The sequence below is a fragment of the Kineococcus gurbantunggutensis genome, assembly GCF_050871925.1.
Lineage (GTDB): Bacteria > Actinomycetota > Actinomycetes > Actinomycetales > Kineococcaceae > Kineococcus.
In genome coordinates, this window is sequence record NZ_JBJLSG010000060.1 from 1 (window position 1) to 15,620 (window position 15,620).

Below are 15,620 nucleotides of genomic sequence, written 5' to 3' on the forward strand. Positions count from 1 at the left end.
GCGCGGACGGCGGCGGGGGGGGGGGGGGGGGGGGGGGGGGCCGCCCCGCCCGCCGGCGCGCGCCCCCCCCCCCCCCGCCCGCCCCCCCCCCCCCCCCCCCGCCCACCCCCCCCCCCCCCCCCCCCCCCCCCCCCCCCCCCCGCGGGCGTCAGGGCGTCGGGGTCGCGCTCGGCGTGGCCGCCGGGTCCGGGCCGGCGCCGGCGGTGCCCGCCAGCGCGTCCTGCGCGGCGCTGGCCGACTCCACCGCCGCGCGCAGGCGCTCCTGCGCCTGCCCGTAGGCGGTGAAGTCCTGGCGCGCCAGGGCGGAGGCGGAGTCCTGGATGGCCGAGCGCGCCTCGTCCAGCGACGCCTCCAGCTGCACCTGCGGGTCGCCGCCCACCGGGACCGACGCCCCCGGCGAGGGGGTGCCCGTGGCGCCCGGCGAGGGGCTGGTCGTGGGCGTGGGCGAGCTGCCGGTGGGCGGGGCGCCCTCGTCGCCGGCCGTGGCCCCGGAGTCGCCGGCGAACACGTCGTCCAGCGCCGCGTTGAGCGTGTCGGCGATCGCGATCTGGTCGCCGAAGACCGCCACCACCTTGCGCAGCTGCGGGAAGGAGTTCTGCCCGGTGCTGCGCGCGTAGATCGGCTCCACGTACAGCAGGCCGCCGCCGACCGGCAGCGTCAGCAGGTTGCCGTTGATGACCTCCGAGCCCTGCCCCAGGCTCAGCAGGCGCACCTGCTCGGCCACCGCGGCGTTGGACTGGATGTCGTTCTGCACCTGCACCGGGCCCGCGACCACCGACGACTGCGGCAGCTCCAGCAGGCGGATGGTGCCGTAGCCCTCGCTCTTGCGCCCCTCGGCCGCCCCGGCGTCGGCGTCCACCGCGGCGAAGCCGGTGATGATCTGGCTGCTGGAGCCGCGGTTGTTGGACGTCGGCACGTACGTCGTCGTCAGGCTGAAGGCCGGCGACTGCTGGCCGGGCATCTGCAGGGTCAGGTAGTACGGCGGCTGCGCCGGGCGCTGCTGGCCCTGCGCGACCTCCGCGGCGGTCGGGTCCTGCGGCACCTGCCAGAAGTCCTGCCCGGTGAGGAAGGAGCGCGCGTCGGTGACGTGGTAGCGCGAGAGGACGTCGCGCTGCACCTTGAACATGTCCTGCGGGTAGCGCAGGTGGCTCATCAGGGAGCCGCTGACCTCCGCCAGCGGCTGCACCGCGCCGGGGAAGGCCTTCATCCACGCCATGAGCACCGGGTCGGTGTCGTCCCACGCGTACAGGGTCACCGCGCCCGTGTAGGCGTCGACCGTGGCCTTGACCGAGTTGCGCACGTAGTTGACCGTGCGGTCCTGCAGGGCCTGCACGCTCTGCGTCTGCGTCGTCAGCGTGTCGGCCGTGACCTCGCCCAGCCGCGTCGTGGAGGAGTACGGGTAGGACGAGGAGGTGGTGTAGCCGTCGAGGATCCACAGCACCTTGCCGTCCACCACGGCCGGGTAGGCGTCGCCGTCCAGCGTCAGCCACGGGGCGACCTTCTCCACCCGCTCGCGCGGGGTGCGGTCGTACAGGATCCGCGAGTCCGCGTTCACCTGGTTGGACAGCAGGATGTTCTGGTCGCCGAACTTCAGCGCGTAGACCAGCTTGCGCAGCAGCCCGCCCACCGGCACCCCGCCCCCGCCGGTGTAGGAGGTGCGCGCGTAGCCCTCCGGGGAGTTGTCCGGGTAGTCGATCTCCACGGCGTCCCCGCCGCCGACGATCGAGTAGTCCTCGGTGCGCTCGCCGAAGTAGATGCGCGGCTCGTAGTCGCCCAGCTCCCCCGAGGAGGGGATGTTGGACTCGAAGTACGACGGGCGGCCGTCGGGGGCGCGCTCGTTGCCGCGCGCGGCCACCACGCCGTAGCCGTGGGTGTAGACGGTGTGCAGGTTGACCCAGGTGCGCTGCGAGTCGCTCAGGCCGTCCAGGTTGAGCTCGCGCGCGGCGATCACCGTGTCCTGCGTCTGGCCGCCCAGGGAGTAGCGGTCCACGTCCAGCGGGTCGGGGAAGGCGTAGTAGTTGCGCTGGCCCTGCGTCTGGCGGAAGGCGTCGGAGACGACGTTGGGGTCCAGCAGGCGGATGCCGGGGATCGTGTCGGCGTCCTCGCGCAGCTGGCCCGGCGAGACCGAGGTGTCCGGCTGGTAGTCGGTCGTCTCGGTGTCGGCGACGTCGTACGCGTCGCGGGTCGCGCGGATGTTGCGGTCGACGTACTCCGCCTCCAGCGCCTGGCGGTTCGGGGTGACCTGGAAGCGCTGCACCGCCCACGGGTAGACGCCCCCGACGGCCACGGCGCTGACCACGAGCAGGCCCGTGCCGATGGCCGGCAGCCGCCACGAGACCCCGGCGGCCGCCGCCACGAACAGCAGCGCCACCACGACCGCGACGATCGCCAGGATCGCCTTGGCCGGCAGCACGGCGTGCACGTCGGTGTAGCTGGGCCCGACCACGTCGGCGATGTTGATGTTGCCGGACTCGCTGACCATGATCTCGTAGCGGTCCAGCCAGTAGCCGACGCCGCGCAGCACCAGGAACAGCGCCGCCAGCACCGCCAGGTGGATGCGCGCCTCGCGGGTGGTGCGCTGCCCGCCGCCGGCCAGCCGCAGCCCGCCGTAGAGGTAGTGGGTGGCCAGCGCCGCCAGGCCGGCCAGGACCACGGCCGCCGACAGGAAGCCGACGACGAAGCTCAGCCACGGCAGCGAGAAGACGTAGAAGCCCCGGTCCATGCCGAACTGGGCGTCCTCGGTGCCGAAGCTCGTCCGGTTCAGCCACAGCAGCAGCGTCTCCCAGCGGCTCATCGCCACCGAGCCGCCGAACAGGCCCGCCGCCACCGAGAGCACCACCACGACCAGGCGGCGCAGCGGCTCCAGGGACTCGCGGTAGCGGTCCAGGCCCGCCTGCTCGGTGGAGATCGGTGCGTACACCGGCCGCGTGCGGTAGCCCAGCGTCAGCGACGCCGCCACCGCGCCGCCGAGCAGGAGCGCGCCGACGGCGAAGAGCGCGACCTGCAGCCACAGCTTCGTGGTGAAGGTGCGCAGGAAGCCCAACTGGTCGAACCACCACACGTCCGTGGCGATCCGGGCGCCGATCACGGCGGCCACGACGAGCGCCACCAGCGCCAGGACGGTGGGCAGCGCGGCGCCGCGGCGGCGCCGCCGCAGCACCGGCCGGGCGGGGCGGCGAGGAGGGAAGCTCACAGACGAGGAACTTACAAGCCGCCGCACGGGTGCCCGCGACACCGGATCGTGACCTCTTCGTTGCACGTCGCCGCGTCCCCCGGCGGGGGGACGCCGGGGGGACGCCGCTGAGCGGGGTCCGCGGGCGCCCCGGCGGGCGTGCCACCATCGGGCCCGTGAACGAGCTCGACCCGCCCGCCGCACCCGCCCCGGCCCCCACCTCCGGCTCCCTCTGGCGCACCGTCGCCGAGATCGAGCGCTACGTGGCCTCCGACGGCTGGGGCGCCCCGATGCGGCTCTTCGCGCTCGTGCGCACGGCCGACGCGCTGCGCCGCGACCCCGCCCTGGCCCAGCGCCTGCCCGAGCAGGTCGTCTCCGAGGCGCGGGCCGACCCCGGCCACCTGACCTCCGTGGAGCAGGACGGCCTGCCCGAGGTCGCCGACCTCGACGAGCTGCTGGGCCAGCTCGCCTGGCCCGAGGGCGTCGACGGCGCGGCCCTGGTCGTCGAGCGCATCCTCGTGCCCCCGGACGCCGAGGCCGAGGTGCGCGCCGCCCACCCCGCCGACGACGGCGCCCGCGCCGCGGCGCTGGCCGCGCACCCCCTGGCCGAGGACGTGCGCATCGCCGTGGGCGTGCTGCGCGACGGCAGCCACGAGTGCGCCGTGCGCTCGCGCTCGAAGGACTCCGACGGCGAGGTGGCCACCGGCGCCGACCTCGTGCCCGGCCTGGTCAGCGCGCTGCAGGCCACGCTGCAGGACTGAGCCCCGCACCCGCGGGCCCCGCACCCCCGGGCGCCGCGGGACCGGGCCCGCGGGGCCGGGCGCCGGGCCGGGCGCCGGGCCGGGTCAGCGCGCGGCGACCTCCTCGCAGGTGGCCACCTGCGCGCCCCGGCCCGCCCCGATGTCCTCCACCGCCTCGCGGGCGTCGTGCAGGGTGGTGATGCCGACCACGGTGATGCCCGCCGGGGTGGAGCCGGCCACCTCGCCGCACTCCTGCGCCGGCGCCAGGAACCACCCCGCCCCCGCGCGGCGGGCGCCGATGACCTTCTGCCGCAGGCCCCCGATCGGCTGCACGGTGCCGTCCACGGCGATCGCGCCGGTGCCGGCGACGTGCTCGCCGCCCGTCATGGCGCCGGGGGTGAGCAGGTCCACCACCGCCAGGGCGAAGACCGTGCCGGCGCTGGGGCCGCCGACGTCGTCGATGGCGATGTCCACCTCGAAGGGCAGGTCGTAGTCGACGTCGGGCACCACGCCCAGCAGCGTGGGGCCCTGCGGGGCGTACGTGCGGGTGGTCACCTCGCGCTCCTCGCCCCCGCGGCTGACGCCCAGGCGCACCTCCGCGCCGGCCGGCAGGGCGCTGACCGCGGCGCGCAGCGCCTCGAAGGTGTCCACGCGGGTGCCGTCGACCGCGGTGATCTCGTCGCCGGCGCGCAGCACCCCCGCCGCCGGGGCGTCGGGGTCCACCTGCCGCACGCGACGGGTCGTCGTCTCGGGCACCTCGATGCCCAGCTCCCGCAGGGCGGCGACCTTGGCGTCCTCCTGCGAGCCGGTCATCTCCGCCGCGCTCTGCGCGTCCGCCTCCTCCTGCGTGGTGCGCGGGGCGTAGTACAGCTCCCGCGGCACCACCGAGACGTCCTCGTCGCGCCAGTCCAGCAGCACCTCGGCCAGCGAGACCTCCAGGCCCGGCCCGCCGCGCAGCGAGACCGTCGTCAGGTCCAGCCGGCCGTCGGTGGGGTACGTCGGCGCCCCGGAGACCTCCACCAGCGCCCGGGCGTCGCGCGCCTCGACGGGGCCCTCGACGAGGGCGCCGCGCCCCCCGGCGGCCAGCACGTCGCGCACCGGGCCGGGGCCGAGGCTGACGTAGGGCACGTCGAGCACCCCGGCCAGCGCCACCAGCGCGACCGCGCAGAAGGCGGAGGCGGCCAGCAGGGTGCCGCGGGCGGAGAGGGCCCCGCGGCCGGGCGCCGCGGCGGGCGGGTCCTGCCCGGCGCCGGGGTCCGGGGCTGGCTGCGGCGTCGCGGGCGGCACCCGAGCACCCTACGGCCCGCACCGGGGCCGTTCGCCGGGGGCGATCGCGGGCCCCGCGCAGGAACCCCGGGGACCGGCCGCTCGTCGCTCCACGGACGGGAGGGCCAGAATGGGTCCGCACCCGTCGGACGATGCGGAGGATCACCGTGGACCAGCGAGGCGACGAGGAGCCCCAGGGCCCCGACGACGGCCGGGACGAGGGCCGGGACGACGAGGCGCGGCGGGAGCCGCCCGGCCAGCCCGGCTTCCGGCCCTCCGGCACGCCCGGCAAGCAGCCCGGCCAGGGGGGCAGCGGCAACCCGCTGGAGGACCTGCTCGGCCCGCTGTTCGGCGGCGGCGCCGGCGGCGCGGGCGGCTTCCCCGGTCTGCCCGGCGGCTTCCCGGGCGGGTTCCCCGGCATGGGCGACACCCCGATGGACCCCGCCCTGATGGGGCAGGTGCTCAACCAGCTGCAGCGCTTCCTCTCCACCCCCTCGGACGCCCCCGTGAACTGGGACGTCGCCCACGACCTGGCCCGGCAGGCCGCCGCGCAGGCCGGCGACCCCACGCCCGGCGCCGCCGAGCGCCGCGCCGTGGAGGACGCCCTGCGGGTGGCCGACCTGTGGCTGGACGGCGTGACGGACGTGGAGCAGGCGCCCACGACGGCCGAGGCGTGGAGCCGCGCGGAGTGGGTCGAGCGCACGATGCCCGTGTGGCGCCAGCTCGTGGAGCCGGTGGCCACGAACGTGGCCACCGCCATGGGCGACGCGATGGCCGCCCAGGCGCCGCCGGAGATGGCCGCGATGCTCGGCTCGGCGGGGGCGATGCTGCGCCAGGTCGGCGGCGGCGTCTTCGGCATGCAGGTCGGGCAGGCCATCGGCACGCTCGCCGGGGAGGTGCTGAGCACCACCGACATCGGGCTGCCGCTGGCGCCGGGCGGGCGCGCGGCCCTGCTGCCCTCCGGGGTGGCGGCCTTCGCCGAGGGCCTGGAGGTGCCGCTGGACGAGGTGCGCCGGTACCTGGCGCTGCGCGAGGCCGCCCACCAGCGGCTGTTCGCGCACGTGCCGTGGCTGCGCTCGCACCTGCTGGGCAGCGTGGAGTCCTTCGCCCGCGGGATCTCCGTGGACGGCGAGCGCATCGCCGAGGCCGCCCGCTCGGTGGACCCCACCAACCCGGAGTCGCTGCAGGAGGCGCTGGGCTCGGGGATCTTCGAGCCGGAGAGCACCCCGCAGCAGAAGGCCGCCCTGGTGCGGCTGGAGACCGCCCTGGCGCTGGTGGAGGGCTGGGTGGACCACGTCAGCGACGAGGCCGCTGGCCGCGTCCTGCCGCACGCCGCGGCGCTGCGCGAGACGGTGCGCCGCCGCCGCGCCACCGGCGGCCCCGCCGAGCACGCCTTCGCGGTGCTCGTCGGCCTGGAGCTGCGCCCGCGCCGGGCCCGCGAGGCCACGGCGCTGTGGGAGCAGCTGCTGGAGCGCGGCGGCGCGGCCGCCCGCGACGCCGTGTGGGACCACCCCGACCTGCTGCCGACCGCGGAGGACCTCGACGACGTCGCCGCGTTCGTCGAGCGGCGCCTGGACGGCGCCGGGGTGCGCCGCGACGAGGACGCGATGGACGCCGCGCTGCGCGACCTGCTGGACGGCGGCACCGGCGGCACCGGCGGCGAGGGCCCCGCGGACGGCGGGGACGACGAGCGCGGCGGGGACGGCCCGCGGTCCTGACGGTGGCGGGCGGCCCCGCGCGCGGCGCTCAGCCGGTGCTGCGGGCGGGGTCCACCGCCGCGTCCAGCTCGTCCACGTCGTCGGCGCCCGGCACGTCGTCGGCGCCGACGACGTCGTCGGCCTCGCGCGCGGCGGCCGGCGCGTCGGCGGGCGCCTCGTCCTCCGCGTCGTCCTCGGCGCCGGCGGCGGGGTCGCGGCCGGCGGCGTGGTCCAGGCCGGCGAGGAAGCCGCGGGCCCGCTCGGTGCGCGGGTAGGCCTCCAGCAGCCGCCAGAAGGAGCTGGAGTGCGTGGGCACGATCAGGTGCGCCAGCTCGTGCAGCAGCACGTAGTCCAGGACCCAGCCGGGCACGCCCTGCAGGCGGGTGGACAGCCGGATGCTGGCGTCCGCCGGGGTGCACGAGCCCCAGCGGTGCTGCTGGTTCTCGACCCAGGTCACCGAGGCGGGGCGCGCGAGGTCGTCCAGGTGGCGGCGCGAGAGCTCGAGGGCGCGCTCCAGCAGGTCCTGCTCGCCGGGGTTGCGGCGCCGGTCAGCGGCGTCCAGGCGGGAGACCATGCGCTCGACCCACTCGCGCTCCTCGGCGCGGGAGAAGCGCGCCGGGATCAGCACGACCGTGCGGTCGCCGTCGCGGTAGGCGGACACGGTGCGCGAGCGGCGGCGGCTGCGCCGCACGTCCACGGCCGGCGCGGCGCCGGGCGGCGCGCCGGCGGGCTGCGGCTCCAGGGCGCGACCGGACCCGCCGGTGACCGTGACCACGGCACCGTCCGCTGGCCCCGCCTGGTCGGCCCTCACGCGGGCACGGTACCGTGCGCGCCCCTCCCTGGGGAGGGGTCCGCGGGGGCCGGGCAGCCGCGCGGCGGCTCCGGCGCGCCCGCGCGGCGGGGTGGGGGCACCATGCGGTGGGGGCCGCCGGAGGGACCGGTGGCCCGCGACGCTCCCAGGAGGCGCACCGTGGCCGACGCCGAGACCTACCAGGGCGAGTTCTACTGCGTGAAGTGCAAGGAGAAGCGCGAGGCGGAGGGCCGGGTCGTGGAGACCAACGGCCGCCGGATGGCCAAGGGCCAGTGCCCCGTGTGCGGCACCAACCTGAACCGGATCCTCGGCAAGGCCTCCTGAGGCGGGTCCTCCGAGGCGGGTCCTGCGAGGCGGGGCCGCCGGGACGTCCCGGCTGTGGACGACGGCGCCCTCCCGGGCGGCGGCTGGGGCAGGGTGGCCCCGTGCCCGCCCCCCGGTCCGCTCCCGCCCCCACCAGCAGCCCGAGGGGCCTGCCCCTGGCCCGCCGCCCCGGCGGGCGCCTGCAGGTGGGCTCCTCCCCGCGCAGCGGCAGCGTCGCCGGTCCCCTCGCGGAGGCCGACCTGGCGGTGCTGCTGGCGCGCGAGCACGACGGGGCGTCCGCGCGCCGGGCCCAGCGGGTCCTGGACGACCTGGTGGCGGTGGGCGCGGTGCCCGCGGGCCGGGTGCGCTCGGGCGCGGACGCGCTGGCCACCGCGCCGGCCACGGCCGCGTGGGGGCCGGACGCCGCGGCGTGGGCCGCGTACGACCCCGCCGGCCCGGCCGCCGGGGCCCGCCTGGCCGGGCGCGCGGCGGCGTCGGTGGCGGTGGCGGGCTGCGGGCGCACCGGTGCCGCGCTGCTGTCGGTGCTGGCGGCCGCGGGCGTGGGCGGTCTGCTGGGCGAGGACGCCGGCCCGGTGACGGCCGCGGACGCCGCGGTGGCCGGGGCGCACCCGGAGGAGGTGGGCCTGCCCCGGGGCGCGGTCGTGCAGCGCCGCGCGCGGCGCCTGGCGGAGCGGCTGCGCCCGGGCGCGGCGGCACCGGCCCCGCAGCGCGCCGACGTGGTGGTGCTGGTGGACCACCACGCCGCCGACGCGGTGGCCGCCGACGGCCTGGTCGCCGAGGGCGTGCCGCACCTGTCGGTGGTGCTGCGCGACACCGACGCGCTCGTGGGGCCGCTGGTGCTGCCGGGCACGACGCCGTGCCTGCGGTGCCTGGACCTGCACCGCACCGACGCCGACCCCGGCTGGCCCGGGGTGCTGGACCGCTTCGCCCGCGGCGGCGCCGCGGGCGCGGAGGAGACGGCCACCGCCTCTGCCGTGGCCGGTCTGGCGGCGCTGCAGGTGCTGGCGCACCTGGACGGCGGCCGGCCCGCCGCGCTCGGCGCGACGCTGGAGCTGCTGCTGCCCGAGGGGCTGGTGCAGCAGCGGCGCTGGGCCCCGCACCCGCAGTGCGGGTGCCTGGACCTGCCGGTGGACGCCGGCTGAGCAGCCGCCGCGGCGACCGCCCCGCGGGGCGGGGCCGGTCACCGCGGCGGTGGCCCGTCCAGGCGGTGGCCCGTTCAGGCGGTGAGCACCGGGGCGCCGACGGCGGCGCCGGCGGCCTCGGCGCGCTGGGCCAGGCGCTCGGCCCGGCGCGCGGCGACCTCCGCGCGCCGGCGGGCCCGCAGGGCGCGCACGACGCGGGCGCGCTCGGCGGCGCGGTGCGCCTCGGCCAGGCGTTCTCGGTACAGGGCTTCCTCGACGTACGACACTTCGTCCCTCCGGGGGATCGCGGTTGCTGGTGCGGTGGTGGTGCGGGTGCTGCTCACGGTGCTGATCGCGGTGCCGGGCGCGGTGCCGCGCGCGGTGCTCACGCGGCGACGGGGTGCTTGCGCGGACGGCCCCGGGGGCGCTTGCGGGGCACGACGACCCCGGCGAGCACGAGCTGGCCGCCCCACACGCCCCACGGCTCGCCGCGCTCGAGGGCCCCCGCGAGGCAGGCGTCCTGCAGCGGGCAGTCGCTGCACAGCGACTTGGCCAGCTCCACGTCGTCCGGCGACTCGGCGAACCAGAGCTCGGAGTCGTAGCGGCGGCAGGGCAGGGGGTCGGGCGCGTGGCGGCGCTGCACGCCGCTCACCTCCTCGTCGTCTCGAACGGGCTGGTGACGGGTCTGCTGCTGGGCGTGCTGGGCCTGCGGGCGGTGGCGGGTCGCGGTGGTGCGCACGGTCATCTCTCTGGGTTCTCTGCGGGGCGGTGGTCCTGCCGGTCAGGAGAGCCCGCAGACGCAGAAAGGCCGCGGACCCGAGGTGTCGGGGTCCGCGGCCAGAGAGCGCCGGTCTGGTGGTTAGACCGGTGGACTCGTGGGCGAGGTCCCCGAGGACGGGACGGTGGTGCGAGGGGCGGAGCCGGTGGTGATGGCCTTGCCGCGGAAGCGGTAGGCCTCCACGCCGCCGCGCAGCTGCGCGGCGAGGGCGTCCAGGCGCACTCCACCCGTGGTCATGACCCGGGTGGAGCCGTGGCCGCGTCCCCAGACGGCGGAACGGCACGGGGCGGCGGGCGTCGCGTCGAACGCGGTGCGCGCGTCGACGTTCGCGATCGTGGTGCTCTCCATCGGTGCCGCCCTCCCCTCCGCTGCTCGCGGTCGTGCGCGGTGTCCCGCGCGGTGTCGTGATCCGACTGTAGGGGCACCCCCTCGGGCGCCACAACGGTTTTTTCCGCCCAGGGCGGAACCGGTTCCCCGCCGACCCGCGGCGGGAGCGGGAACCCTTGCGGCGCAACGGCTCCCGATCACCTCAGTCCGCGGTGAGGACCGCCAGGACGTCGTCGCCGTACTTCTCCAGCTTCGCCGGGCCCACGCCCGGGATGCGCGCCAGCGCGGCGGTGTCCCGCGGCATCGCCTCGGCGATGGCGGTGAGGGTGGCGTCGGTGAACACCACGTACGCCGGCACCGACGCCGCGCGGCTGGTGCCGGCGCGCCACTCGCGCAGGCGCTCGTACACCGCCTCGTCGTAGCTGGAGGGGCAGTCCGCGCAGCGGCCCAGCTTGCGCTCCACCGCCGCCGTCAGCGACGCCCCGCACACCCGGCACAGCACCGGCCCCGAGCGCCGCGCCGGGCGCGCGGAGGAGCTGCGCCCGCGCGCGCCGGCACCGCCGGTGCTGTCCGGGCGCAGGTTGTCCAGGAACCGGGAGGGCTTGCGGGTGGCGCGGCCGCCGGGGGTGCGCGCGTTCGCCCAGGAGACGTGCACGGCCTCGCGGGCGCGCGTGACGCCCACGTACAGCAGCCGGCGCTCCTCCTCGACCTCGTCGGGGGTCTCGGCGAAGGAGATCGGCAGCAGCCCCTCGCTGACGCCCACCAGGTGCACGACGTCCCACTCCAGGCCCTTGGCGGCGTGGAAGGAGGCCAGCGTCACGCCGTCGACCGTGGGGGCGTGCTGGGCCGCGGCGCGCTCGGTGACCTCCTCGACGAGGTCGGCGAGCTGGGCGCCCGGGCGCGCGGCGGCCAGCTCGTCGGCCAGCACCACCAGCGCCTGCAGCGACTCCCAGCGCTCGCGCACCGCGCCGCCCGGGCTCGGCGGGGACTCCGACCAGCCCGCGGAGGTCAGCACCGCGCGCGTCTCGGCGCCCAGGTCGTGCCCGGGCAGCGCAGCGCGCGTGGCCCCGCGCAGCAGCACGATCGCGTCGCGGACCTCCTTGCGGGAGAAGAAGCGCTCCCCGCCGCGCACCACGTACCCCACGCCGGCGTCGGCCAGCGCCGACTCCAGCGCCTGCGACTGCCCGTTGGTGCGGAAGAGCACCGCGACGTCCTTGGCGCTGCGCCCGGCGCGGACCTCCGCGGCGATGCGCGCGGCCACGCCGGAGGCCTCGGCGACGTCGTCGTCGTAGGCGGTGAAGGTGGGCGCCGGGCCCGGGGGGCGCTGGGCGATCAGCTCCAGGCGGGCGCGGGCGTGGCGGCCGGAGGCCATCGACAGCAGCGAGTTGGCCAGGCCCACCACCTCGGGGGTGGAGCGGTAGTCGCGCACCAGGCGCACCACGGTGGCCCCGGGGTGGCGGCGGGGGAAGTCCAGCAGGTGCTCGGGGGTGGCGCCGGCGAAGGAGTAGATCGTCTGGCTGGCGTCGCCGACGACGCACAGGTCCTCGCGCTCGCCCAGCCACAGGTCCAGCAGGCGCTGCTGCAGCGGGGAGACGTCCTGGTACTCGTCGACGACGAAGTGCCGGTACTGCTGGCGCACGGTGGCGGCGACCTCGGGGCGCTCGTCGAGGATGCCGGCGGTCAGCAGCAGCACGTCCTCGAAGTCGATGAGGGCGCGGTCGGTCTTGACCTCCTCGTAGGTGCGCACCACCCGCGCGACCGTGGCCAGGTCCAGCCCGCCGGGCTCGCCGCGGCCGGCGCGGGTGGCGGCGGCGACGTAGTCGTCGGGGTCGACGAGCATGACCTTGGTCCACTCCACCTCGGCGGCGAGGTCGCGCACCCGGGCCCGGTCCGAGGGCAGCCGCAGCCGGTTGCACGCGTCGGCCACCAGGGGCGCCTTGTGCTCGGCGAGGTTGGGCAGGGTGCCGCCGACGGCCTGCGGCCAGAAGAACTGCAGCTGGCGCAGCGCCGCCGCGTGGAAGGTGCGCGCCTGCACGCCGGCCACGCCCAGCTCGCGCAGCCGCGTGCGCATCTCCCCCGCCGCGCGCGCCGTGAAGGTCACCGCCAGCACCCGGTTGGGCACGTAGGTCCCCGAGTGCACGCCGTAGGCGATGCGGTGGGTGATCGCGCGCGTCTTGCCGGTGCCGGCACCGGCCAGCACGCACACGGGACCCTCGAGGGTGGTGGCCACCTGGCGCTGCTCGGGGTCGAGGCCCTCGAGCACGGCGTCGGCGGACGGGGCGGCGGGGCGGAGGCCGGGTGCGGTCGTCATGGCGGGGCCCATCCTCTCAAGCGCGGCCGACAGCCGGGGCGCGCCCGCCCCGGCGGGTGTGGACGCCGGGCGGGGAAGAGAGGCGGGGGCTCCGCCGTTGCAGCCCGGGAGAGCGGGAAGCACCCGCGCGCGAGGAGGAGCAGCAGTGTCGACCATCGAGGCGCCGGCCGCGGGCCGCGTCACCATGTTCACCACCACCTGGTGCGGGTACTGCCGCCGCCTGAAGTCGCAGATGGACCGCGAGGGCATCAGCTACTCCGAGGTCAACATCGAGGAGGTCCCGGACGCGGCCGAGTACGTGATGAGCGTCAACGGCGGCAACCAGACCGTGCCCACCCTGCTCTTCCCCGACGGCTCCGCCGCCACCAACCCCTCCGTCGCCGAGGTCAAGGCGCGCCTGAGCGCCTGAGCGTGGCGAGCAGCACCACCTACCGGCCCACCGGCCCCGCGGAGTTCGCGGGGCGGTGGGCCGCGTCGCTGCCCGCCGGGGCGCGCGTCGGCGTGGACGGCGCCGTGGACGCCGACACCTCCTGGTACGCCCGCGCCCTGGCCGACGCGCTGCGCGAGCGGGCCCGCCCGGTGCTCGTGACGTCCTGGAGCGGCTTCTGGCGCCCGCGCTCGCTGCGCCTGGAGCACGGCCGCGACGACCCCGACGCCTTCCACGACTCCTGGCTGGACGTGGCGGGCCTGCACCGCGAGGTCCTGGACCCCCTGGGCGAGCCCACCGGGCGGCGCTGGGTGCCCTCGCTGTACGACCCCGCCACCGACCGGGCCTCGCGCGCCCCGCGCGAGGCCGTGCCCGACGACGCCGTCCTCGTCCTGGCCGGGCCCTTCCTGCTGCGCGAGGACCTGCGGCGCGGCCTCGACGCGGTGGTGCACCTGAGCACCTCCGACGCGGCGGTGCGCCGGCGGGTGCCCGCCGAGGACGCCGGGCGCGTCCTGGGCGCCTGGCACCGCTACCTGGCGGAGTCCGCGCCGCTGCAGCGGGCCGACGCGGTGCTGCGCTGCGAGGACCCGCGCCACCCCGCGGAGCTGGTGCGCGGCTGAGCCGCGCGCCGGCCCCGCGGCGCCCGGCCCCGCGGCGCGCTCACGCCCAGGAGTCGTCCCCCGGCACCGGCAGCGGGCCGCCGAACCACGCCTCGATGAGGCGGCGGGCGATGGACACCCCCGGCGGCGGCAGCACCCGCCCCGCGCGCACCTCCTGCGCCAGCTCGTCGCGGGTGAACCAGCGCGCCAGGGCGATCTCCTCGCCGTCGACCCGGATGTCCGTGGTCACCGCGCGCGCGGCGAAGCCCACCATGAGCGAGGCGGGGAACGGCCACGGCTGGCTGCCCAGGTAGCGCACGTCCTCCGCGTCGGCGCCCACGACGACGCCGGCCTCCTCCAGCACCTCCCGGCGCACGGTGTCCTCGAAGCACTCCCCGGGCTCCACGAAGCCGGCCAGCACCGAGTACCGGTTGGCCGGCCACACCGGCTGGTGGCCCAGCAGCAGCCGGTCGGCCGGGTCGACCACCGCCATGATCACGGCGGCGTCGGTGCGGGGGAAGTGCTCCTTGCCGCCGGGCTCGGCCTTCACCCAGCCCGCCGACGCCGCCGTCAGCGGCTCCCCCGTGCGCGGGGAGAAGCGCGTCACCGCGTGCCAGTTGCCCATCGAGACCGCCTCGGTGAGCAGGCCGGCGTCCCGGTCGTCCAGGACGTCGCCCACCTCCCGCAGGCCCCGCCACTCCTCGTCGCCCGCCGCGCCGTCCACGACCTCCGGCTCCGCGTCCGCGGAGACCACCGCCACGAACTCCTCCGCGCCGTCCGCGCCCAGGTACAGCAGCAGGTCGTGCTCCCCGGGCGCGGGCACCTCCCCCGGCGCGCGCAGCACCAGCTGCAGGCCCCGCGCGGTGCGCACCACCGGCGCGCGGCCGGCGTGCACCCGCAGCACCCGCGTGGACGGCTGCGCCCACAGGCGCTCCAGCAGCCCCGGCTCGGCGCGGCGGGCGCCGGCGCGGTCCAGCCGCTGGCGGGACAGGGCCAGGTCGCGCAGCGGCGGGGACGGCAGGGCCACCTTCCCCGGTCCGTTCGGGGCGGCGGCGACGGCGTGGGAGGTCACCGCTCCACCCTACGGACGGGCGCGCGCTCTACCGTTGCCCCCGTGCCCGCCCGCTCGCCCCAGGTCCTCGCCGCCCTCTCCACCGCCGCCGTGCCCGGCCTCGAGGTCGTCGCCGCGGGCCCCGCCGGCGACGACGGCGCCGACTTCGACGTCGCCGTCCTGCTCGACGCCGCCGGGCGCCGCTTCACCGCCCGCGCCCCCCGCCGCCCCGCGGCCGCCGCCGCCCTCGACGCCGAGCAGGAGCTGCTGTCCGCGCTGCACGAGCCGCTGCCGTTCGCGGTGCCCCGCGCCGCCGGCAGCGTCGTGCTGCCCGACGGCGGGCGCTGCGTGGTCTCCCCCGAGCTGCCCGGCGAGCCCCTGCACCCGGAGGACCTGCGCCCCGGCCCCGGCCTGGCCCGCTCCGTGGGCACCGGCCTGGCCGCCCTGCACCAGGTCGACGTCGCCGTCTTCGCCGACGCCGGCGTGCCCGTCTACGACGCGGAGGAGTACCGCCGCCGGCGCCTGTCCGAGCTGGACCGCGCCGCCGCCACCGGGCACGTGCCGCCGCGGCTGCTGACCCGCTGGGAGGTGCTCATGGAGGACGTCGCCCGCTGGCGCTTCGCCGCCACCCCCGTGCACGGCGACCTCGTGGGCGAGCACGTGCGCACCGACGGCCGCGCGCTCACCGGCATCACCGGCTGGGTGGACGCCCGGGTCGCCGACCCCGCCGACGACTTCGCCTGGCTGGCCGTGGGCGCCGACCCCGACGCGCTGGAGTCCGTGCTCGAGGCGTACGCCCACGCCCGCCACGACCCCCTGGACCCCGACCTGCTCGTGCGCGCCCGCCTGGCCGGCGAGCTGGCCCTGGCCCGCTGGCTGCTGCTGGGCCTGCGCACCGAGGACGAGGAGATCGTCGAGGACGCCCGGCGGATGCTCGACGACCTCGACGCCCACGCCGACGCCGTGCCCCTGGGGATCTGAGCTGAGCACCGACCC

At 77.8% G+C, this 15,620-nt stretch carries 15 protein-coding genes; 7 read left to right on the top strand and 8 right to left on the bottom strand.

Translation table 11 applies throughout. The features are described from left to right. Positions 1–148 precede the first annotated feature (148 nt). Positions 149–3,193 (bottom strand): UPF0182 family membrane protein, encoded by a 3,045-nt coding sequence (locus ACRYR7_RS12815; RefSeq protein WP_432572487.1) that lies wholly within the window; start codon positions 3,191–3,193, stop codon positions 149–151. Positions 3,194–3,348: 155 nt separating this feature from the next. Here ACRYR7_RS12815 and ACRYR7_RS12820 point away from each other — a divergent pair, with 155 nt between their 5' ends. Beyond that, on the top strand, positions 3,349–3,933 hold the full coding sequence (locus tag ACRYR7_RS12820; protein WP_432572488.1) for a PPA1309 family protein: 585 nt from the start codon (positions 3,349–3,351) through the stop codon (positions 3,931–3,933). Positions 3,934–4,017: 84 nt separating this feature from the next. On the opposite strand, the gene ACRYR7_RS12825 is transcribed toward ACRYR7_RS12820, so the two are convergent. Then, positions 4,018–5,199 carry a YlbL family protein gene (locus ACRYR7_RS12825; RefSeq protein WP_432572489.1) on the bottom strand — a complete coding sequence of 394 codons (1,182 nt, stop codon included), beginning with the start codon at positions 5,197–5,199 and terminating at the stop codon, positions 4,018–4,020. Positions 5,200–5,345: 146 nt separating this feature from the next. Here ACRYR7_RS12825 and ACRYR7_RS12830 point away from each other — a divergent pair, with 146 nt between their 5' ends. After that, a complete protein-coding gene (locus tag ACRYR7_RS12830) occupies positions 5,346–6,896 on the top strand; it encodes a zinc-dependent metalloprotease (protein ID WP_432572490.1) in 1,551 nt (516 codons plus the stop codon). Positions 6,897–6,924: 28 nt separating this feature from the next. On the opposite strand, the gene ACRYR7_RS12835 is transcribed toward ACRYR7_RS12830, so the two are convergent. Then, positions 6,925–7,686, bottom strand: a complete 762-nt coding sequence (locus ACRYR7_RS12835) for a M48 metallopeptidase family protein (RefSeq protein WP_432572491.1) — start codon at positions 7,684–7,686, stop codon at positions 6,925–6,927. 159 nt (positions 7,687–7,845) lie between these two features. Here ACRYR7_RS12835 and ACRYR7_RS12840 point away from each other — a divergent pair, with 159 nt between their 5' ends. Both ACRYR7_RS12840 and ACRYR7_RS12845 read left to right on the top strand, forming a co-directional pair. After that, a complete protein-coding gene (locus tag ACRYR7_RS12840) occupies positions 7,846–8,010 on the top strand; it encodes a DUF5679 domain-containing protein (RefSeq protein WP_432572505.1) in 165 nt (54 codons plus the stop codon). Positions 8,011–8,111: 101 nt separating this feature from the next. After that, on the top strand, positions 8,112–9,152 hold the full coding sequence (locus ACRYR7_RS12845) for a ThiF family adenylyltransferase (protein ID WP_432572492.1): 1,041 nt from the start codon (positions 8,112–8,114) through the stop codon (positions 9,150–9,152). A 74-nt stretch (positions 9,153–9,226) separates the two neighbouring features. On the opposite strand, the gene ACRYR7_RS12850 is transcribed toward ACRYR7_RS12845, so the two are convergent. From ACRYR7_RS12850 to ACRYR7_RS12865, 4 genes are all read right to left on the bottom strand, one after another. Beyond that, positions 9,227–9,520, bottom strand: a complete 294-nt coding sequence (locus ACRYR7_RS12850; RefSeq protein ID WP_432572493.1) for a hypothetical protein — start codon at positions 9,518–9,520, stop codon at positions 9,227–9,229. Next, the gene (locus ACRYR7_RS12855) at positions 9,517–9,783 is read right to left on the bottom strand and encodes a WhiB family transcriptional regulator (RefSeq protein WP_432572506.1); all 267 of its coding nucleotides are present in this window, start codon (positions 9,781–9,783) and stop codon (positions 9,517–9,519) included. The genes ACRYR7_RS12850 and ACRYR7_RS12855 overlap by 4 nt, the downstream gene beginning before the upstream one ends. Before the next feature lie 207 nt (positions 9,784–9,990). Next, positions 9,991–10,257, bottom strand: a complete 267-nt coding sequence (locus ACRYR7_RS12860; protein ID WP_432572494.1) for a hypothetical protein — start codon at positions 10,255–10,257, stop codon at positions 9,991–9,993. Between the two features lie 181 nt (positions 10,258–10,438). Beyond that, positions 10,439–12,547 (bottom strand): ATP-dependent DNA helicase UvrD2, encoded by a 2,109-nt coding sequence (locus ACRYR7_RS12865; RefSeq protein WP_432572495.1) that lies wholly within the window; start codon positions 12,545–12,547, stop codon positions 10,439–10,441. A gap of 184 nt (positions 12,548–12,731) precedes the next feature. Between ACRYR7_RS12865 and ACRYR7_RS12870 the strand changes: the two genes are divergently transcribed. Continuing rightward, positions 12,732–12,956 carry a mycoredoxin gene (locus ACRYR7_RS12870; protein ID WP_432572507.1) on the top strand — a complete coding sequence of 75 codons (225 nt, stop codon included), beginning with the start codon at positions 12,732–12,734 and terminating at the stop codon, positions 12,954–12,956. 2 nt (positions 12,957–12,958) lie between these two features. After that, positions 12,959–13,594 carry a nucleoside/nucleotide kinase family protein gene (locus tag ACRYR7_RS12875; RefSeq protein ID WP_432572496.1) on the top strand — a complete coding sequence of 212 codons (636 nt, stop codon included), beginning with the start codon at positions 12,959–12,961 and terminating at the stop codon, positions 13,592–13,594. A 40-nt stretch (positions 13,595–13,634) separates the two neighbouring features. Here ACRYR7_RS12875 and nudC read toward each other — a convergent pair whose 3' ends face one another. Next, positions 13,635–14,645, bottom strand: coding sequence for an NAD(+) diphosphatase (gene nudC / locus ACRYR7_RS12880; protein WP_432572497.1), 1,011 nt, complete (start codon positions 14,643–14,645; stop codon positions 13,635–13,637). 42 nt (positions 14,646–14,687) lie between these two features. On the opposite strand from nudC, the gene ACRYR7_RS12885 reads away from it, so the two are divergent. Then, positions 14,688–15,605: a phosphotransferase gene (locus tag ACRYR7_RS12885; protein WP_432572498.1), complete on the top strand. Its 918-nt coding sequence runs from the start codon at positions 14,688–14,690 to the stop codon at positions 15,603–15,605. The last annotated feature ends 15 nt before the right edge of the window (positions 15,606–15,620 follow it).